The 17,700-nt window shown below is 73.9% G+C and carries 19 protein-coding genes and 2 pseudogenes; 9 read left to right on the forward strand and 12 right to left on the reverse strand.

What is annotated here, in order from left to right:
* Nucleotides 1–123: 123 nt before the first annotated feature.
* The 3 genes from OTB19_RS28690 to OTB19_RS28700 all read right to left on the reverse strand — a co-directional run bounded on the left by OTB19_RS28690 (nucleotide 124) and on the right by OTB19_RS28700 (nucleotide 1,245).
* Nucleotides 124–633 (reverse strand): mycothiol transferase, encoded by a 510-nt coding sequence (locus tag OTB19_RS28690; RefSeq protein ID WP_267801418.1) that lies wholly within the window; start codon nucleotides 631–633, stop codon nucleotides 124–126.
* A gap of 16 nt (nucleotides 634–649) precedes the next feature.
* Nucleotides 650–838, reverse strand: coding sequence for a DUF6381 family protein (locus tag OTB19_RS28695; protein WP_266953183.1), 189 nt, complete (start codon nucleotides 836–838; stop codon nucleotides 650–652).
* 89 nt (nucleotides 839–927) lie between these two features.
* A complete protein-coding gene (locus tag OTB19_RS28700; RefSeq protein WP_267801420.1) occupies nucleotides 928–1,245 on the reverse strand; it encodes a hypothetical protein in 318 nt (105 codons plus the stop codon).
* A 183-nt stretch (nucleotides 1,246–1,428) separates the two neighbouring features.
* Here OTB19_RS28700 and OTB19_RS28705 point away from each other — a divergent pair, with 183 nt between their 5' ends.
* A complete protein-coding gene (locus OTB19_RS28705) occupies nucleotides 1,429–2,391 on the forward strand; it encodes a hypothetical protein (RefSeq protein WP_267801422.1) in 963 nt (320 codons plus the stop codon).
* 231 nt (nucleotides 2,392–2,622) lie between these two features.
* Here OTB19_RS28705 and OTB19_RS28710 read toward each other — a convergent pair whose 3' ends face one another.
* Genes OTB19_RS28710 through OTB19_RS28720 form a run of 3 tightly spaced genes read right to left on the reverse strand, consistent with a single transcriptional unit; the run spans nucleotide 2,623 to nucleotide 5,259 of the window.
* Nucleotides 2,623–3,648, reverse strand: coding sequence for an NAD(P)/FAD-dependent oxidoreductase (locus OTB19_RS28710; protein WP_267801423.1), 1,026 nt, complete (start codon nucleotides 3,646–3,648; stop codon nucleotides 2,623–2,625).
* Complete coding sequence (locus OTB19_RS28715) at nucleotides 3,645–4,184, reverse strand: isoprenylcysteine carboxyl methyltransferase family protein (RefSeq protein WP_267801468.1); 540 nt, start codon at nucleotides 4,182–4,184, stop codon at nucleotides 3,645–3,647. Before OTB19_RS28715 ends, OTB19_RS28710 begins: the two co-directional genes overlap by 4 nt.
* Before the next feature lie 13 nt (nucleotides 4,185–4,197).
* Nucleotides 4,198–5,259 carry a type III polyketide synthase gene (locus OTB19_RS28720; protein WP_267801424.1) on the reverse strand — a complete coding sequence of 354 codons (1,062 nt, stop codon included), beginning with the start codon at nucleotides 5,257–5,259 and terminating at the stop codon, nucleotides 4,198–4,200.
* A gap of 79 nt (nucleotides 5,260–5,338) precedes the next feature.
* Between OTB19_RS28720 and OTB19_RS28725 the strand changes: the two genes are divergently transcribed.
* Nucleotides 5,339–6,208 (forward strand): UbiA family prenyltransferase, encoded by an 870-nt coding sequence (locus OTB19_RS28725; RefSeq protein ID WP_267801425.1) that lies wholly within the window; start codon nucleotides 5,339–5,341, stop codon nucleotides 6,206–6,208.
* 5 nt (nucleotides 6,209–6,213) lie between these two features.
* Here OTB19_RS28725 and OTB19_RS28730 read toward each other — a convergent pair whose 3' ends face one another.
* From OTB19_RS28730 to OTB19_RS28745, 4 genes are all read right to left on the reverse strand, one after another.
* Nucleotides 6,214–7,575 (reverse strand): NAD(P)/FAD-dependent oxidoreductase, encoded by a 1,362-nt coding sequence (locus OTB19_RS28730; RefSeq protein ID WP_267801426.1) that lies wholly within the window; start codon nucleotides 7,573–7,575, stop codon nucleotides 6,214–6,216.
* Between the two features lie 111 nt (nucleotides 7,576–7,686).
* Complete coding sequence (locus OTB19_RS28735) at nucleotides 7,687–8,730, reverse strand: PHP domain-containing protein (RefSeq protein WP_267801427.1); 1,044 nt, start codon at nucleotides 8,728–8,730, stop codon at nucleotides 7,687–7,689.
* A 56-nt stretch (nucleotides 8,731–8,786) separates the two neighbouring features.
* Nucleotides 8,787–9,536 carry a VOC family protein gene (locus OTB19_RS28740; protein ID WP_267801469.1) on the reverse strand — a complete coding sequence of 250 codons (750 nt, stop codon included), beginning with the start codon at nucleotides 9,534–9,536 and terminating at the stop codon, nucleotides 8,787–8,789.
* Nucleotides 9,537–9,688: 152 nt separating this feature from the next.
* On the reverse strand, nucleotides 9,689–10,258 hold the full coding sequence (locus tag OTB19_RS28745; RefSeq protein WP_267801428.1) for an HPP family protein: 570 nt from the start codon (nucleotides 10,256–10,258) through the stop codon (nucleotides 9,689–9,691).
* A 226-nt stretch (nucleotides 10,259–10,484) separates the two neighbouring features.
* Here OTB19_RS28745 and OTB19_RS28750 point away from each other — a divergent pair, with 226 nt between their 5' ends.
* Complete coding sequence (locus OTB19_RS28750) at nucleotides 10,485–10,997, forward strand: hypothetical protein (protein ID WP_267801430.1); 513 nt, start codon at nucleotides 10,485–10,487, stop codon at nucleotides 10,995–10,997.
* Nucleotides 10,998–11,053: 56 nt separating this feature from the next.
* Complete coding sequence (locus OTB19_RS28755; protein WP_267801431.1) at nucleotides 11,054–12,121, forward strand: GNAT family N-acetyltransferase; 1,068 nt, start codon at nucleotides 11,054–11,056, stop codon at nucleotides 12,119–12,121.
* A gap of 146 nt (nucleotides 12,122–12,267) precedes the next feature.
* On the opposite strand, the gene OTB19_RS28760 is transcribed toward OTB19_RS28755, so the two are convergent.
* Nucleotides 12,268–12,456, reverse strand: coding sequence for a hypothetical protein (locus tag OTB19_RS28760; protein ID WP_267801432.1), 189 nt, complete (start codon nucleotides 12,454–12,456; stop codon nucleotides 12,268–12,270).
* A gap of 60 nt (nucleotides 12,457–12,516) precedes the next feature.
* On the opposite strand from OTB19_RS28760, the gene OTB19_RS28765 reads away from it, so the two are divergent.
* Both OTB19_RS28765 and OTB19_RS28770 read left to right on the forward strand, forming a co-directional pair.
* The gene (locus tag OTB19_RS28765) at nucleotides 12,517–12,789 is read left to right on the forward strand and encodes a hypothetical protein (protein ID WP_267801434.1); all 273 of its coding nucleotides are present in this window, start codon (nucleotides 12,517–12,519) and stop codon (nucleotides 12,787–12,789) included.
* Between the two features lie 113 nt (nucleotides 12,790–12,902).
* Entirely contained in the window at nucleotides 12,903–14,066 is a 1,164-nt protein-coding gene (locus tag OTB19_RS28770; protein ID WP_267801436.1) for an alpha/beta hydrolase family protein, read from the forward strand.
* A gap of 19 nt (nucleotides 14,067–14,085) precedes the next feature.
* On the opposite strand, the pseudogene OTB19_RS28775 reads toward OTB19_RS28770, so the two are convergent.
* Nucleotides 14,086–15,115, reverse strand: a pseudogene (locus OTB19_RS28775) (molybdopterin-dependent oxidoreductase).
* Nucleotides 15,116–15,268: 153 nt separating this feature from the next.
* Between OTB19_RS28775 and OTB19_RS28780 the strand changes: the two are divergent.
* From OTB19_RS28780 to OTB19_RS28790, 3 genes and pseudogenes are all read left to right on the forward strand, one after another.
* Nucleotides 15,269–15,802, forward strand: coding sequence for a GNAT family N-acetyltransferase (locus tag OTB19_RS28780; protein ID WP_267801438.1), 534 nt, complete (start codon nucleotides 15,269–15,271; stop codon nucleotides 15,800–15,802).
* A 3-nt stretch (nucleotides 15,803–15,805) separates the two neighbouring features.
* Nucleotides 15,806–16,135, forward strand: a pseudogene (locus OTB19_RS28785) (hypothetical protein); the annotation flags it as partial.
* Between the two features lie 162 nt (nucleotides 16,136–16,297).
* Nucleotides 16,298–17,659, forward strand: coding sequence for an FAD-dependent oxidoreductase (locus OTB19_RS28790; protein WP_267801439.1), 1,362 nt, complete (start codon nucleotides 16,298–16,300; stop codon nucleotides 17,657–17,659).
* The last annotated feature ends 41 nt before the right edge of the window (nucleotides 17,660–17,700 follow it).

Raw genomic sequence — 17,700 nt, forward strand, 5'->3', positions numbered from 1 at the left:
ACTTCCTGCCCTCAGGCCTGCCCTTCGGCAGTCCCGAGGACTGCCTCGACTGCGCCTGCTACCTCTACCTCGGCGACCAGCCGACCTGACCAACACCCCTCCACGAACTTTCGCGGTGCAGCACTAGCGCCGTTCCACCAGACCGCGGACGAACGCGGCCTGTCCCGCGTGCTGGAGGTCGTCGGAGAGCACGCTGACGAGCCGCACCGCCAGGGTGACCGGTGGGTCCCAGCCCTCGTCGACGACCCGGTCCAGGTCGGCTGCCGCGAGGGAGCGCACGAACTCCAGGGTCCGTTCGTGCACCGCGTCGTGGTAACCCAACAGGGCCCCGCCCGACTCGACCCTGACCTTGCCCACCTGGCTCGGAGTCTGCCCGTAGCCGGTGGCGTCGGCGGGCAGCGGCAGGGCGAACCGATCCGCCCAGCCGCCCGTGTGCCACACCTGTTCCCCGCCCGCCGCGTCCGCCACGTGGTCGTCCTGCACCCGGGTCAGGTGCCAGACCAACCACGCCACGGAGTTCGCGGCCGGATCCACCCGCGCGTTCAGCTCATCGGCCGAGAGCCCGTCCACCACCTCGTGGACCACCTCCCGGACCCGCCCGAACCCGTCGACGAGGATGTCGGTCCCCTTCACGGGGCGAGCCGTTCCACTAGCGGAGGTCCATGCCGGGGTCGTCCATCATGCGACCCTCCATCTCGCTCTGCTCCTGGAGCCGGCGCGCCTTGTCCTGGAGGCGCGTGCGCTCCTGGGGGTCGGTCGACTTCTCGGCCGCCGCCTTCATCTCCTGGGCCTTGTCCCGCAACTGCCGGGACCTGCCGGACTCACCTGCAACGCTCATGATCGCTCCTTGACTCTGTGGGGAGAGCGGGCGCAACCAGGCAATCAGCAGTCCGGCGCGCACGCATCTCGAAGGGTCGCGGCGCCGTTCTACTCGCCCGCGATGCCGGTGATCACGGGATCGCCCAACGGCGCGGTCTCCTGGTTCAGGCCGACTCCGCTCAGCGCCGACGAGGCGAGCTCCCGCGCCGCGGCCTGGGCCTCCTTGGTCGTGGCGGCCTCGACCTCCAAGTGCAGGCTGAACGCGGACGAGCCCGAGTAGAACGACAGGATGTCCAGATCCTCCTTGACGCCGAGATCGGTGCCGCGCGGATCCGCCGGTCGCAGCGCGCGCACCAGTCGGGTGCGGGCCTCGGGCGACAGCTCCGTGAGCAGGGTGCCGGGAATGGTGACGACGTAGACGGTCATGTCACAGCGCTTGCCCGCGACTCGCCGGGGGAATCGTCACCGGCGCGCCGGCCCCCCGTTTGCCGGCCCCGAATGGCGCAGTGCGCCGATGTGCCGGTGAATGTGACCAGGCGTGCGCAGCCCATGACGCACGATGACCGGCTCGCGAGGTGTAGACCCGCGTGTCGGCGAACGGAGCTTTCCATGAATGACCCCATAACCCTCGCGGCCACCGACCACGAAGACCGCCACGAGGTCCCCGACACCCAGGACCGGCACGACGATTCGACCGGTCCCGGACACCCCCCGCCCGCCCCGGCCGTCCCCGCCGAGGAGCCGCACACGGAACCCGTACAGACCCTGCTGGAGACGGCGGCGACGTGCAGGCCCGTGGAGGAGGTCACCGAGCTGGTGAGCCTCCTGAAGCGGACCGGACAGCAACCCGACGTCGGACACGCGGCACTTCGGGCGGCCGCGGTCTCCCGGCCGGTCGACGAGGTGGGGCGGATGGTCGCCCTGCTCGGCGAACCCCCGCACGGTGACGTCGACGCCGACGTCACGCTGCGCGCCGCCGCCGTCGGCCGGTCCATCGAGGACGTGGCCCTGCTGGCCGGCTACCTCGACACCGACCGGGGCGACCGGGCCGAGGCCCCTGCCGGCCCCACGCCGCACGCCCGACCCCCGGCCGCCCAACCTCCGGCCGACCACCACCCGGCACCTCACCGGGAGCGGCCGCCGGTGACCCGGCCCGAGCCCCGCCCCCCCGCCCCGCGCGCCGGGGGCGCGCTGCGCCACGTGCTGCGCTGGCCGGTGGCCGCCGCGCTGCTCCTGTGCGGCGTCCTGCACCTGCCGGGGGACCCGGGGGCCCTGTCCGTCCTCGGACCGGGCGACGTACCGCCCCTCGCGGTCGCGTTCCTCTGCCTGGTGGCCGGGGGACTGCTGATGGCGCGTGACACCCCGGCGGTGTGGCGGACCGGGGCCGTGACGGCCCTCGCGGTCGTGGCGCTGCACGTGGTCGCGGGGATCGCGCTCGTCGACCCCCTGGAGGGCTCGCTCGGCGGCCTGCACGCCTGGGCGGGCGTCACCACGGTGCTCTGCGCGGGCGCCGGCGCGGTGCTCGCGGGCGTGGCGCTGATGTACCGGCCCAAGCGGGTCGACGGGGTCTGACCCGAGGAAGCGGGGCCCCGGCGGACCACCGCCGGGGCCCTCCCGCGTGCACGGCCCCCGGCCCGGCCTAGGCCGGCTCTTTCGGATCTTGCCGGGGCCGCGGCGCCCGGTACCGCCCCTGCCGGCGTTGTCGGGGCACACGAGTACGGCCGGTAAACGGGCGCCCCTCCGCCTTGCCAGGCACGGCACCGGACACCGCGGCCCGGACCGACAAGATCCGAAAGAGACGACCTACGCGAGCAGGTTCACCCCGCGGGTGAACACCCCGGGCAGGCGGGCGGCCAGCGGCACGATCCGCCGGGCCAGCCCCGGCCGCGCCCGGGCCCACACCAGGGACCCGGTGAGCGCGCGGTAGCTCCGCGACAGATCCCGCCAGGCCCGCTCGTACTCCTGGGGCCGGCCGGCGGACACGCACCGCACGAGTTCCCCGGCCGCCGTCACCGCCAGGGTGAGTCCCTCCCCGGTGAGCGCGTCCACGTACCCGGCGGCGTCCCCGACGAACAGCACCCGCCCGGCGACCCGGGTGAGGGCGCCCTGCCGCAACGGCCCCGCTCCCCGGACCGGCGCCTCGGGCGCCTGCGGCAACCGCGCCGACAGGACCGGGAACCGCGCGAGCTGGACGTCGAACGGCGCCTGTTCCGAGGTCAGTACCGCCACCCCCACCCGATCGGGCCCGAGCGGGGTCACGTACGCCTCGGACCGGGCCGACCAGTGCACTTCCACCAGGTCGCTCCACGGCTCCACCGCGTAGTGGCGCCGCAGTCCGTACCGGACCGGCCGGCCGGGCACGACCGGCGCGGACAGGCCCAGCCCGCGCCGGACGGGCGAGTGCAGTCCGTCGGCGGCCACCAGGTAGCGGGCGGTCAGCCCCGCCGCGCTGACCCGGTGTGCGTCCTGGCGCACCTCGGTCACCCGCCGGGGGAGCACCCGCACGCCCAGGGCGGCGGCCCGTTCGGCGAGGGCCGCCTGGAGGTCGGTACGCCGGGCCCCGCGCCCGGGGCCGGCGCGGAACAGCCCTTCCGCGCGGAGCCCGCTGACGCCGTCCACGTACCGGATCCCCCGGAACGGCCGGCCCGCCACCGGTACGCCCAGCTCCTCCAGTCGCCGCACCGCGGTGGGCATCAGCCCCTCCCCGCACGCCTTGTCGATCGGCGTGGGCCGGGGCTCCAGCACCACCACCTCCAGCCCGGCCAGCGCCCCGTGGATGGCCGTCGCCAGCCCCGCCGGACCACCGCCCGCCACGAGCAGGTCGATCACGACGCGGAGCCCACGAGCGGGGTCGTCGTACGGGCCCGGGTGAGCGCCGTGTCCTCGCAGCGGATCCGCACCCGCAGCAGCAGCGCGTTGAGCACGGTGAAACCGGCAGCGGTCAGCCAGGCGCAGTGCACCAGCGGCAGCGCGAGTCCCTCGACCACCACGGCCACGTAGTTGGGGTGGCTCAACACCCGGTACGCCCCCGCCGCGACCAGGGGCAGGCCGGGAACGACGAGCACCCTGGTGTTCCAGCGGGGGCCGAGGGTGGCGATGCACCACCAGCGCAGGCCCTGCGCGGCCACCACCAGTGCGAGCGCCGGCCAGCCCACCGCGGGCAGGAACGGCCGGTCGGCCGCCCACGGTTCGACCGCGCACCCGACCAGCAGCGCGGTGTGCAGGGCGACCATGGCCGGATAGTGGCCGCGGCCGTACTCCCGGGCGCCGCGCGCCAGGCTCCAGGCGGCGTTGCGCCGGGCCACGAGCAGCTCGGCGAGCCGTTCGACGGCGACCAGGGCGAGGATCGACAGGTACAGGTTCATCGTCATGAGGGGATCACCAGCGCAGGAGGACGAGTTCGGAGGCGAAGCCCGGGCCGAAGGCGATCATGAGCCCGGTGGATCCCGGCGGGGGCGGCCCGGCGGCCTGGATCCCGCCGAGGATGTGCAGGACCGAGGCGGAGGAGAGGTTGCCCGCCTCGGCCAGGGACCCCCGGCTCGCCGCGAGGGCGGCGTCCGGCAGGCCCAACGTCTCGGCGAGGACGTCGAGGATCCGCGGACCTCCCGGGTGGCAGATCCAGGCGTCGACGTCGGACGGCTTCAGGTCGTGCCCGGCGAGGAAGGTCTCGACCTCCTCCACCACGTGCAGCCGGACCAGATCGGGGAGTTCCCGCCCCAGCACCATCCGGAAGCCCCAGTGACCGATGTCCCAGCCCAGCAGGTCCTCGGTCCCCGGATACAGGCGGCTGCGGGAGGCCACCACCGAGGGCCCGGCGCCGGTCTCGTACAGCGGATGGTCGCGGCCCACCGCCAGCAGCGCCCCGGCGCCGTCCCCGAAGAGGGCCCCCGCGACGAGGTTCGCCATCGAGGTGTCGGTGGGCTGGAGGGTGAGGGAGCACAGCTCGGTCGACAGCAACACGCCCGCGTCCGCGGGCCGGCCGGTCAGCTGGTCGTGCAGGTGGCCGAGCCCGGCGGCGCCCGCCGCGCAGCCCAGGCCGAACAGCGGCATCCGTTTCACGTCGGGGCGCAACCCGCTCCGGCCGGCGATCCGGGCCTCCAGCGAGGGCGTCGCCAGTCCGGTCACCGTCGTGGACATCACCAGATCGAGGTCCCCGGCCGGCAGACCGCCCTCGGCGAGAACGAGTTCGAGGGCACGTGTGCCGAGTTCGAGCGCGGCGACGAGGAAGGCGGCGTTCGTGGTGCCGAAGTCGTTCGACGGCCCGTAGCGCTCCAGGGGGAGCGCGAGATGGCGGCTGTCCACCCGAACCGACTCGTGGACGCGGCGCAGCAGCGCCGTGTCCGCGCCCGGCGGAAGGAAACGGGCCAAGGCCTCGGTGATCTCCGACTGCCGGTACCGATGGGGCGGGAACACGCTGCTCACTGCCAGGACACGTGTCATTGACCCAACATAGGGAACAACTGACATTTCGTAAGGAATCAGGCTAACCGGGCGTGCCGTGGCCGCATAGCGTGTCGTCGTGACCGTCACCCGAGCGACCCCGCCCGCCGTACGAACCCCCGCGCGGCCGCGCGCCGCGGCCCGGACGGTCGGCCTCCTGGCGGCCTGCCACCCCGTGCCGGCGGCCGCCGTGACCCTCTTCACGGCCGCCCTCGCCCTGGCCGCCGGGCGGGGGCCCGCCGGCTGCGCGGTCGCGGCCGGCGCGGTCGCGGCGGGTCAACTCTCCGTGGGCTGGAGCAACGACCGCGCCGACCTGCGCCGCGACCTGACCACGGGGCGGCGGGACAAGCCGCTGGTCGCGGGCTCCGTACGGCCCTCCTCGGTGTCCGTCGCCGCGTTCGTGGCGCTGCTGGTGTGCGTTCCGTTGTCCCTGGCCTCGGGCGTCCTCGCCGGCGTCGTGCACCTGGTCGCGGTCGCCGCCGCCTGGGGCTACAACCTGCGGCTCAAGAGCACGGTCGTGTCCTGGGCGCCGTACGCCCTCGCCTTCGGCCTGCTTCCGGCCTTCGTCACGCTCGGCCTGCCGGGATCACCGTGGCCGCCGGTCTGGCTCACCGGCGCCGCCGCGCTGCTCGGCGCCGGGGCGCACTTCGCGAACGTGCTGCCCGACATCGCCGACGACCTCGCCACCGGCGTCACGGGACTGCCCCAACGGCTCGGCGCCCGGGCCTCGGCGGCGGTCGCCGGGCTGCTCCTGCTCGGTGCGACCACGGCCCTGGTCACCGGCCCGCCGGGGCCGGTGAGCGCGTACGGCCGGGGGCTGCTCGCGCTCACGGTCCTGCTGGTGGCCGGCACCTGCCGGGCCGGCGGCCGCGTGCCGTTCCTCGGCGCGCTGGCGGTCGCCGCCGCCGACGTGGCGCTGCTGTTGGTGCGGGGCGCCGGCCTCGGCTGAACCGCTCAGCCCTTGGCCCGCAGGGACTCCGTGTGCTTGCGGACCTGCTCGGGGGAGAGGTAGGCGTCGGTGTGCTCGAAGTCCTTCAGGGTGGCGGCCCGCTGGTCCAGGAAGCCGGTGCGCACGAAGTCGTCCCCAGCGACCGCGTTGATCAGCCAGTTCGTCAGCACCCGGGTCTTGGCCACGTTGGTCCGCAGCGCCGACCAGTGGTAGCCGCGGGCCACCGCCTGCGCGGGCAGGCCGTGCAGTTCGATGCCGAGCGGCTTGGAGACCGCGTCCCGGCCGCCGAGGTCCACCACCAGCCCCAGGTCCTTGTGCACGTAGGGACGAAGGGGTTGGTTGCGCAGCGTGGCGATGACACTGTCCGCGACGGCCTTGCCCTGGCGCATGGCGTGCTGCGCGGTCGGCGGGCACAGCGCGTCGCCGCCCTTCGTCACGTCCGGTACGGCCGCCGCGTCCCCGAGGGCGAACACGCCGTCGACCCCGGGCACCGTCAACTCCGGGCGCACGACCAGCCGGCCCTTGAGCGTCTCCGCGCCCAGGGTCGCCATGAGCGGGCTCGCGGCGACGCCGGCCGTCCAGATCAGGGTCCGACTGGGCAGCACCCGGCCGTCGGTGAGCGTCACCTTCTCGGCGTTCACCTCGCTCACCGAGACGCCGAGGGACACCTCGATCCCGCGCCGGCGCAGGATGTCCAGGGCGACCGTGCCGAGCTTGTCGCCGAGTTCCGGCATCAGCTTCGGCGCGAGGTCGACCAGGTGCCACTTGATCTGCCGGGGATCCAGCCGCGGGTAGCGGGTGGCCGCGTGCCGTGTGAGGCGGTTGAGGCAGGCGGCCGTCTCCGTGCCCGCGTACCCGCCGCCCACCACCACGAACTGGAGCCGGGAGGCGCGTTCGGCCTCGTCCTGGCTGGCGTCCGCCAGGTCGAGCTGGGCGATCACGTGGTCGCGCAGGTACACGGCCTCCGCGAGGGTCTTCATGCCCCGGGCGTGGTCCACCAGCCCGGGGATGTCGAAGGTGCGGGTGATGCTGCCGGGGGCCAGCACGAGGAGGTCGTAGGGCTGGTCCACGGTCTCACCCGTGATCTTCCGGATGACGCAGACCTTGGCCCTGGTGTCCACGCCGATCGCCCCGCCCGGGATGATCCGCGTCCGGTGCTTGTTGCTGCGCCGCAGGGAGACGGCGACCGACTGCGGGGTCAGCACGCCGGCGGCGACCTGGGGGAGCAGGGGCAGGTACAACTGGTAGGAGGCGGGCGTGACCAGTGAGATCTCCGCCTCGGCCGGGGACAGACGGCGCTCCAGCCGCCGTACGCACGCGACCCCGGCGAAGCCGGCGCCCACAACGAGGATCCTCGATCGCGACACGGTGTACGTCCCTTCGCAGTGCGGTGGTTCCGTGCCCGGTCGTCTGCCCCGCGCGCGCGGTCCATGCACATCCGTTTCCGGACGGTGCGGTCGCGACGGCGGGTTCCGAGGTCAGACGGGTTCGGGCGGCCGGCGGGTACGGGTCCACTCCAGCAGGCCCTCCGCGCTCCAGGTGTTCACGACACGCTCCGTCGCCACCCCGCACTCCACGGCCCGCTCACAGCCGGTCGGCTGCCAGTCCAGCTGGCCCGGGGCGTGCGCGTCCGTGTCGATCGCGAACAGCGTGCCGCTCTCCGCGGCCAGCCGCAGCAACCGGCGCGGCGGGTCCAGCCGTTCGGGCCTGCTGTTGATCTCCACCGCCGTACCGGACTCCGCGCACGCGGCGAAGACGGCGGCGGCGTCGAACTCCGACTCCGGCCGGGTCCGGCCCGTCACCAGTCGGCCGGTGCAGTGACCCAGCACGTCCATCGACGGATTGCGCACGGCTGCCAACAGGCGCCGTGTCATCGCCGCGGACTCCATCCGCAGCTTCGAGTGGACGGAACCCACCACCAGGTCGACCCGATCCAACAACTCCTGCTCCTGGTCGAGCGAACCGTCCGCCAGGATGTCGCATTCGATGCCCGTGAGCAGCCGAAACGGCTTCCAGCCCGCGTTCAGCTCCGCCACCACCGCCAGTTGCTCCCGCAGCCGCCCCGGCGACAACCCGCGGGCCACCTTCAGACTCGGCGAATGGTCCGTCAGCACCGCCCACTCGTGCCCCAGCTCCGCCGCCGCCCGGCCCATCGCCTCGATCGGACTCCCGCCGTCGGACCACTCCGAGTGCAGGTGACAGTCCCCGCGCAGGGCCGCCCGCAGCGCCCGGGCCCCCGGACTGGCCGGCGGCCCGTCGGGATGCGCCGCGACCTCGTCCTCCAGCTTTTGCAAGTACTGCGGGATCTCCCCGCCGAGAGCCTCCCGCACGACCGTCCCGGTCTTCGGGCCCAGGCCCTTCACCGACTCCAGCGACCCGGAAGCGACCCGCTCGGCCACCTCGGGGCCGCCCAGGTGCTCCACCGCGGCGGCGGCCGTGCGGAACGCCCGTACGCGGTAGGTGGGGGCCTGACCGCGCTCCAACAGGAAGGCGATCCGGTTCAGCGCGGCGACCGGGTCCATCGGGCACCTCCTGAGCCCAGTGTGGCAAGGGACGGCGGAGCGGGCACATCGGAGGATCAGGGCGCGGTCGGCGGCGCGAGGGAGGCGGTGAGGGTGAACAGCGCCCCGTCCGGGTCGCGGAGCGCGACCCACCGCTCCCGCGTGTTCGACATGACCTCCGTGACGGCCCGCCCGCCCAACTCGACCGCCGCCTCGATCGCCGGCTCCAGCAGCGGCACCCGGAAGTGGACGTGCCAGCGGGGCCTGGCATACGGGCTGTACGAGGCCACCTCCACCGGGCCGCTGTTCAGCCGGGCCACCGCCTCCCCGCCGTGTCGCAACACGACCTGGTCCTCCTCGTACGACACCTCGCAGCAGCCGGGCCGGCCGTTGGCCCACTCCAGTACCCCGCCGTAGAAGATCGCGGCGTCGAAGGCATTGCGGGTCCTCAGTTCGAGCCAGGCCGGGGCCCGCCCCTCGTCGGACCGCCAGTCGGTGGAGACGACCCCCTCCCAGATCCCGAACACCGCACCGTCCAGGTCGGCCGCCAACGCGGCCCTGCCGCCGTTGGGGAAGGACACCGGGCCGACCGCGATCGTGCCGCTGCGCTCCCGGATCCGGCTCACCGCCACGTCGACGTCGTCCACGGCGAAGTACGGGGTCCACGCCACCGGCACCGCCAGATCAGCGGCGAGGGCACCGATGCCCGCCACCGGCACACCGTCCAGCCGGGCCAGCGAGAACGACTCGCCGGGCCGGGCCGGGCGGAAGGTCCACCCCACGACCGCCCCGTAGAAGCGCTGGGACCCCACCAGGTCCCGGGCCATCAGGCTCACCCAGCAGGGTGCTCCGAACACGTCCTTCGTCGAGATCTTCACCGCTCGCTCCGCCCTTCACCGCCACCGTGATCGCGCCGTCCGACCACAAGAAGTAGCGCCCCGGCACCCCGGGTGACGCGTAGGCGCGCCTACCGGCGGGGTCACCACCAGTAGGCGGGGTACCTCGGGGCCTTGCGCCGGATCCGGGATCCGGCGTATCCGGTGAGGACGAGGAGCACGGTCGAACCGAACAGCAGCGGCACGAACCGGACGGGATCCGGGCCCTGGAGCACCACCACGACGGCCGTGGCACAGGCGGGGGAGTGCGGGGTCCGCGCCGTGATCAGGAGGGCCAGGGTGAGGCCCGCCGCCACGGCGGCCGCCCACGCGCTGCCGCCCGCCGCCGCGAGGACCCCGTACCCGACCGCGGCGCCCAGCAGGTGGCCGAGCAGCACCCCGCGCGGCTGGGCCAGCGGCAGGGTGGGCGCGCTGTGCACCAGGGCGGCGCTCGCGGCCAGCGGCGGGATCAGCACCGGTTCGTGAAGCATCGCGCCGATCCCCACCAGGCCGAGGAGCACGGTCGTCGCCGCGCTGACGCTGTGGACGGCGGCCGCCGCGGTCGGGCGGGCCGGCGCCTTCCCGGTGATGATCCGCGGCGCGCGCGGCGCGGGCGCGGCATCGGCCGCGGGGGTCGGGGGCGTGCCGGGGTACGGCGCGGTGTCTGTGGTCATGAGCGGCAGGGGTGTTTCGGGTGCGGGCGGCCGGCAGGGGCCGTACGGGGGCAGGGCGGCAGGCGGTGACGCGAGGGCAGGGGGTGCCCCGACCTTATCGTTCGCCCGTAAGACGACCTGCGCGGGGTGGGGCAAAGGGGCCATCGGGCCCGGCCCGTCCCGGCGGATCGTGTATGACTGCCATGGCACCGGCACGGTCCCGCCGAGGACACAGGGAAGGACGAGCATGACGACCCACTCGCACCCCACCGAGGTGCCCACCGACCTCGACGCGGTGATCGCCGACGCGCCCGCGGACGCCGCCGGGGCGCTGTGGCGGCTGACCGGCGCCACCCGCGGACTCGACTCCAACCTGGTGCGCCTGCGCCCCGCAGCGGTCATCGCCGAGCATGCCGAACCCGTCCTCGACGTACTGCTGGTCGTCGTCGCTGGGACCGGCCGGCTCGACACCGGGGGCCGCTCGCACGACCTGCGCCCCCACGTCGCCGTCCTGCTGCCGAGGAACAGCCGCCGCACGCTCACCGCGGGCCCGGACGGGGTGGCGTACCTGACCGTCCACACCCGCCGCCCCGGCCTCGGCATCGGCCCGGGCCCCGCCGGCGCTCCGCCCGCCCCCGACCCCGCCGAGGGCGGTGAAACGGCCTGTCTGCTCCACCGCGTCTGCCCCGACTGCGGTCGAATCGCCACCGACCGGGACGCCCGGTACTGCTCCCGCTGCGCGAGTCCGCTCCCGGACTGACCCCGCGCGTCGAAACGGCCCTGCGGGTCGACACCGGGCGGGTCTAGTCTGAAGACATGACGATCATGGGCCCGCACGACCTCGACCACGCCGTCTCCGACGCCGTCCGGGCCCTGCGGGGTGTCGCGCACCTCGACTGGTCCGCCCCGGCGGGCGGCCTGGAGTGGAGCTGCCACGACACCGCCGTCCACCTGGCCGGGGACCTGACCGGATTCGCCGCGCAGCTCGCCGGCCGGGTCACCGAGTCCTGGTTGCCCCTGCGGGTCACGGCCGCCCCCGACACCTCCCCGAGCGGGGTCGTCGACCTCGTGGAGGCGAGCGGGCGCCTGCTCGTGGCCGCCGTCCACACCGCCGGCCCGGACGTCCGCGCCTGGCACCCGGCCGGCTCGGCGGGCCCCGACGGCTTCGCCGCGATGGGCGCCGCCGAGACCCTGCTGCACTGCCACGACATCCTGGGCGGTCTGGGCGCCACGCACTGGCGGGGCTCCGAGCGGACGGCCGCCCTCGTCCTCGAACGGCTCTTCCCGCACGCACCGCTGTCCACGACCGGCGACCCCTGGGACTCGCTGCTCGCGGCCACCGGCCGGGTCGACCTCCCCGACCTCGCCCCCCAGGAGAACTGGCGCTGGTACAACGACCCGATCCGCGGGGTCGGCGTGATCCTGTGCGAGATCGGCCCGGCGGCCGCCGCCGACCTGCACGCCGGCGGCACCGGGGGCTTCGCCTGGACCGAGGACGGGCCGGCCGAGGGCACCCGTATCGGCGCCGGGATGGTGGGGCTCGCCGACGAGGTGGGCGAGTACCGGCCGGGCTGGGGTCCGTACGCCATCGTCCGGGCCCGCGACCACCGCGCGATCGGCGGGATCGGCTTCCACGGAGCCCCCGACCCCGACGGCCAGGCCGAGATCGGCTACGACCTCGTCGCCTCGGCCCGCCGCCAGGGCCACGCCACCGAGGCGCTCCGCGCGCTGGCCGGCTGGGCGTTCGCACAGCCCGGCCTGACCGGGCTGCACGCCAGGGTCGACGAGGACAACGTCGCCTCCCAGGCCGTGGTGCGGCGGGCCGGGTTCCAGGAGTCCGGCACCGACGACGGCGTCGTCCGGTACCGCCTGAGCCCCCTGTAGGCCGTCTCCCCCAGACCTGCCCGTGGACGGCCCGCGGGCCTCCCGGGCGGTCGCAGCCCGGAAGACCCGACGGACATCTGACGGAGAACGGCCGGAGAACGGCCCGAGAGCGGTCGGACGAGCACCCGCCGACCGCTCCACGGCTGTCAGAAGCCGCAGTTGGTCACCCACTTGTGCGAGGAGATCCGGTCGTTCCACTCCCACGGGATGTTGCCCGCGGAACCGTTCGGGGCACAGGTCGAGGCCCCCGTGTAGCCGATGTTCTCGTAGACGCGGACGTCGCCCAGGGAACCGGCGTAGCCGTTGTTCCACCAGGACGAGGCCCGGTCGTTCATGTTGTAGGTGCCGCTGCTGCCACAGGTGCGCCAGTCGCCGGCGACGACCGCACCGTACGGGTGTGGGACGTTGCCCGGCCCGCCCACCCGGCCCTGTCGACCACCCTCACCGGGCACGTCACCGCCGTCGGCTCCGTCGCGTTCAGCCCCGACGGGAGCGTCCTGGCGTCCGGCGGCTACGACGACACCCTCCGACTCGCGGGCACCGACCGGGACCGGGCCGCCGCGGGAGCCTGCGCGCACACCGGACCGCGGATCAGCCGCAAGCAGTGGACCACCTACATGCCCTACCTGGACTACGCCCCACCGTGCAGCGGCCTGGAGCGCCGCTGATCCGCCCTCGCCGGTCTGCTACTTGAGGAGGACGGGTGCCCCTCCGCGGTCGGACGGGTCGCTCCTCCTGAGAGGTGATGATCCGTCACGACACGCTGCGTAGCTTCGAGACCATGACTCGTCGCCGCACCGTCACCGTCGCAGCCCTGTGCGCGCTGCTGCTCCCCCTCCCGCTCACCGCCGCGGGGACCTCCGTCGCCGCCGAGACGCCGGCCGCGTCCGACACGCTCCGGACGCTGCCCGAACTGCCTCGCCCCACCGGACGGTTCGCCGTCGGGCAGGACACCCTGCACCTGGTGGACCGAAGCCGCACCGACCCGTGGGCGGGCTCGGGGCCGCGCGAGCTGATGGTCACCCTGCGCTATCCGGCCCGGCCCGGGACCGGCGGGCCCGTGCGCTACCTCACCGAGGAGGAGGCCCGGCTCCTCCTCGTGGCCCGCGGGCTCGACAAGGTGATCCCGGCGCGGACCCTCGCCGGCACGAAGTCCTTCGCGCGCTCGGGTGCCCGCCCGGTCGAGGGCCGCTACCCGCTGATCGTCCTGTCGCCCGGCTTCACGGTGCCGCGTGCCACCCTGACCGCCCTCGCCGAGGATCTCGCCTCGCGCGGCTACGTGGTCGCCGCGGTGGACCACGCCTACGAGAGCTCGGGCACCGCCTTCCCCGGCGGCCGGGTGACGACCTGCCTGGCCTGCGAGAAGGTCGGCGACGAGGCGGGCTACAAGCGCGTCAGCGACAACCGGGCCCGTGACGTGTCCTTCCTGCTCGACCGCCTCACCGGCCGACACCCGGCCTGGAACCGTTCGGGCCTGATCGACCGGGACCGGATCGCGATGGCGGGCCACTCCATCGGCGGGGCCTCGGCCGCCGCCGCCATGGTGGCCGATCCCCGGGTGAAGGCGGGCGTCGACATGGACGGGACGCTGTTCACCCCCGTCCCCGAAACCGGTCTCGGCGGGCGGCCGTTCCTGCTGATGGGAGCCCAGGACCACGGCCCCGGCACCGACCCCACCTGGGAGCGCGACTGGCAGCGACTCGACGGCTGGAAACGCTGGATCGGCTTCGCCGGCTCCGGTCACTTCACCTTCACCGACGTGCCCGTCATCGGGGATCAGCTCGGGCTCCCCGACCCGCAGACCCCGCTGCCCGGGAACCGTTCCGTCGAGCTGACCCGCCGCTACGTCGCCGCCTTCTTCGACCAGCACCTCAAGGGCAAGCCCCGGCCCGTGCTGGACGGCCCGTCCGCCGACGCCCCGGAGGTGTCCTTCATCAACCCGTAGGCGCCACGGCCCGCGAACGTCAGACCACCGTCACCGGGTGACGGACGACCGCGTCGAAGAGGTACCCCTGCGTGTTGAGGGGGGTGGTCTCCGGCTGCGTCCGCCCCGTGGCGTCGGTGGCCCGCGCCAGCAGGGCCGTCGCCCCCGTCTCGCGCGGGGTCCACGGCGCCGACCAGCGCACCCACCCGCCCCGGCGCGGGGTGTCGTGCAGTCGGGCCCGCTGCCAGCGCCGGCCGCCGTCCGTGCTGACCTCCACCCGGTGCACCGGCGCCGCGCCCGACCAGGACCTCCCGGTCAGCAGCCGCGTCCGGTGCACCGGCACCCGGGCGCCGAGTTCCAGCTCGAAAGCGCTCTTGAGCGTCTGCCGGGTCAGCGGGGCACTGCCCTGCGGCGGCTGATCGGGTCCGAACAGCCGGTACAGGTCGGTGTTCCACGGGGTGTACAGCGCGGAGGCGGACACCTCGATGTCCCCTACCCACTTGATCGAGGAGATCCCCACCCAGTCCGGTACGACGACCCGCACCGGACCGCCGTGGTCGGGCGGCAGCGGCTCGCCGTTCATCTCGTGCGCGAGGATCACGTCGTCCAGCGCCTTCGAGACGGGCAGCGGTCGCCGCACCCGCCCCAGGTTCACGCCGTTGGTGACCACCTCGTCGTCCAGCCCGCGCGGCAGGACGTCCACGGCGTCGCGGCTCAGCCCCGCCCGCCGCAACACGTCCGACAGGCGCGCGCCGCGCCACCGCGCGACACCGATCGCGCCGAGCGTCCACGCGGTGCCCGTGACCTGCTGCCCCTGCTGGGTCGTGTAGAAGCTGCGACCGTTGCCCGCGCACTCGATGAAACGGTTTCACGACACCCGGCAGGGCGGCGGCCGACGCCGCCCCGACACCGACGCCGAGCGGCCCCGCGACGGCCGCGCCGGCGGCTCCCGCGGCGAACAGCCGGAGCAGGTCCCGCCGGTCCACCCCGGCGGAACGGGCCCGGCCGCGCGCCCACTGCCGCAGGCGCGTGCGGTCGTACCGGCTCTCGTCGGAAGGGTCGAGGGACATGGGCGGAACTCCTTCTCGGTGGGGTACCGACGGACGGTAGGGCTCCCGTCCGCCGCCGGGAACCGCACCGCCGCATTGGTCATGAACCTGCAATGCTGCGGCAACGAGGGGGCCGATTACCCCTGGCCGGACACGTTCGGCAGGATGTGGGGCATGACCGAGATCCGTACCCCCCGCCTCCTCCTCCGCCGCTGGACCGACGACGACCTCGTTCCCCTGTCGGAGATCAACGCCGACCCCGAGGTGATGCGCTGGATCGGCGACGGTTCCACCCTCGACCTGGAGGAGACCGCCGACGCCATCGAGCGCTGGGAGGACGAGTGGGACGAGGAGGGCTTCGGCCTCTTCGCGGTCGAGCTGCTGGCCTCCGGTGAGCTGATCGGCGCCGTCGGCCTGTCGGTGCCCGAGTGGCTGCCCGAGGTGATGCCCGCCGTCGAGATCACCTGGCGGCTCGGGCGCTCCTACTGGGGCCAGGGCTACGCCTCCGAGGCCGCCCAGGCCACCTTGGAGTTCGCACTCCAGGACCGGGGCCTGGACCGCGTCATCGCCGTCAACCGGGCGGGCAACGAGGAATCCGAGAACGTGCTGCGCAAGCTCGACATGGAGCGGGACCGCGACACGAGCCACCCCGAGTACGCCTCGATGCTGACCCTCTACAGCATCGACCTGACCGAGTACGAGGCCTGACCCGTGGAGCGGATGACTGCCGACACCCACCAGCACGGGGCGACGACCACCGCCGACGGCCGGCTCCTGGTGGTCGGCACGGGCGCCGTGGAGCCCTCCGACGGCGAGGGCCCGTCCCTCACCGTCCGGGCCCCGGACGGCACCGAGCGGGTCCATCCGCTGGAGGGCCCGCACGAGGGCGTGGCCGTCTCCCGCGACGGCCGTACGGCCCATGTGACCGGCGGTTTCACGCGCGACGGGTACTGGAGCGGCATCACGGTCGTCGACCTGGACAGCGGCTGGACCCACCGGCTCCCGGCGGGGTCGCGTCCGCTGGGCATCGCCGTCCTCTGACGCCCCCCCGGCGGGCCGCATGCCCGAGGGGTCAAAGTTGGACTTGGGGAAGTCATAAGTTCTGTTTATGGGGTCATAACCAGGGGGCGGGTGCCGGGTTAGGGTGGCCTTAGTTTAGGGTTCCTTTGATCAGTCTGTTTTTCGGTCGAAGGGAACCCACACATGCCTCGCCCTCTGCGGGTAGCAATCGTCGGCGCCGGCCCCGCCGGCATCTACGCGGCAGACGCGCTGCTGAAGTCCGAGGCAGCCGCCGAGCCGGGCGTGTCCATCGACCTCTTCGAGCGGATGCCCGCGCCCTTCGGCCTGATCCGGTACGGCGTCGCCCCCGACCACCCCCGCATCAAGGGCATCATCACCGCGCTGCACCAGGTGCTCGACAAGCCGCAGGTCCGTCTCTTCGGCAACGTCGACTACCCGAACGACATCTCCCTCGACGAGCTGCACGCGTTCTACGACGCCGTCGTCTTCTCCACGGGCGCCACCGCCGACCGCGACCTGCGCATCCCCGGTGTCGAGCTCGACGGCTCCTACGGCGCCGCCGACTTCGTGTCCTGGTACGACGGCCACCCGGACGTCCCGCGCACCTGGCCGCTGGAGGCGGAGAAGGTCGCCGTCCTCGGCGTCGGCAACGTCGCGCTCGACGTGGCGCGCGTCCTCGCCAAGACCGGCGACGAACTCCTCCCGACCGAGATCCCCGCCAACGTGTACGAGGGCCTCAAGGCGAACAAGGCGCTGGAGGTGCACGTCTTCGGTCGTCGCGGCCCGGCCCAGGCCAAGTTCAGCCCCATGGAGCTGCGCGAGCTCGACCACTCGCCGACCATCGAGGTCATCGTCAACCCCGAGGACATCGACTACGACGAGGGCTCGATCGCCACCCGCCGCTCCAACAAGCAGGCGGACATGGTCGCCAAGACCCTGGAGAACTGGGCGATCCGCGACATCGGCGACCGCCCCCACAAGCTCTTCCTGCACTTCTTCGAGTCGCCCGTCGAGGTGCTCGGCGAGGACGGCAAGGTCGTGGGCCTGCGCACCGAGCGCACCGAACTCGACGGCACCGGCAACGTCAAGGGCACCGGCGCCTTCACCGACTGGGACGTCCAGTCCGTCTACCGCGCCGTCGGCTACCTCTCGGACGAGCTGCCCAAGCTCCCCTGGGACGTCGAGTCCGGCACCGTCCCGGACGAGGGCGGCCGGGTGATCGAGGCCGGCGAGCACCTCGCGTCCACCTACGTCACCGGCTGGATCCGCCGCGGCCCCGTCGGCCTCATCGGCCACACCAAGGGAGACGCGAACGAGACCGTCGCGAACCTCCTGGCCGACCACGCCGAAGGCCGGCTGCTCACCCCGGCCACTCCCGCCCCGGAGGCCGTCGAGGCCTTCCTCGTCGAGCGGGAGGTCCGCTTCACGACGTGGGAGGGCTGGTACCGCCTGGACGCTGCCGAGAAGGCGCTCGGCGAGCCGCAGGGCCGCGAGCGAGTGAAGATCGTCGAGCGCGAGGAGATGCTCGACGCGAGCGGCGCGTAACCGAACGCGTGAGGGGGGCCCACCGCCGGTGGGCCCCCCTC

Source organism: Streptomyces sp. H27-H5, from assembly GCF_026627505.1.
GTDB lineage: Bacteria > Actinomycetota > Actinomycetes > Streptomycetales > Streptomycetaceae > Streptomyces.

Excerpts from the sequence above, each read along its gene's own strand:
- OTB19_RS28755 (WP_267801431.1), top strand. The coding sequence starts at position 11,054 with ATGACGATCATGGGCCCGCACGACCTCGACCACGCCGTCTCCGACGCC.
- OTB19_RS28715 (WP_267801468.1), bottom strand. The coding sequence starts at position 4,184 with ATGAACCTGTACCTGTCGATCCTCGCCCTGGTCGCCGTCGAACGGCTC.
- OTB19_RS28705 (WP_267801422.1), top strand. The coding sequence starts at position 1,429 with ATGAATGACCCCATAACCCTCGCGGCCACCGACCACGAAGACCGCCAC.
- OTB19_RS28760 (WP_267801432.1), bottom strand. The coding sequence starts at position 12,456 with ATGAACGACCGGGCCTCGTCCTGGTGGAACAACGGCTACGCCGGTTCC.
- OTB19_RS28750 (WP_267801430.1), top strand. The coding sequence starts at position 10,485 with ATGACGACCCACTCGCACCCCACCGAGGTGCCCACCGACCTCGACGCG.
- OTB19_RS28695 (WP_266953183.1), bottom strand. The coding sequence starts at position 838 with ATGAGCGTTGCAGGTGAGTCCGGCAGGTCCCGGCAGTTGCGGGACAAG.
- OTB19_RS28720 (WP_267801424.1), bottom strand. The coding sequence starts at position 5,259 with ATGACACGTGTCCTGGCAGTGAGCAGCGTGTTCCCGCCCCATCGGTAC.
- OTB19_RS28700 (WP_267801420.1), bottom strand. The coding sequence starts at position 1,245 with ATGACCGTCTACGTCGTCACCATTCCCGGCACCCTGCTCACGGAGCTG.
- OTB19_RS28780 (WP_267801438.1), top strand. The coding sequence starts at position 15,269 with ATGACCGAGATCCGTACCCCCCGCCTCCTCCTCCGCCGCTGGACCGAC.
- OTB19_RS28740 (WP_267801469.1), bottom strand. The coding sequence starts at position 9,536 with ATGGCCCGGGACCTGGTGGGGTCCCAGCGCTTCTACGGGGCGGTCGTG.
- OTB19_RS28790 (WP_267801439.1), top strand. The coding sequence starts at position 16,298 with ATGCCTCGCCCTCTGCGGGTAGCAATCGTCGGCGCCGGCCCCGCCGGC.
- OTB19_RS28735 (WP_267801427.1), bottom strand. The coding sequence starts at position 8,730 with ATGGACCCGGTCGCCGCGCTGAACCGGATCGCCTTCCTGTTGGAGCGC.
- OTB19_RS28745 (WP_267801428.1), bottom strand. The coding sequence starts at position 10,258 with ATGACCACAGACACCGCGCCGTACCCCGGCACGCCCCCGACCCCCGCG.
- OTB19_RS28770 (WP_267801436.1), top strand. The coding sequence starts at position 12,903 with ATGACTCGTCGCCGCACCGTCACCGTCGCAGCCCTGTGCGCGCTGCTG.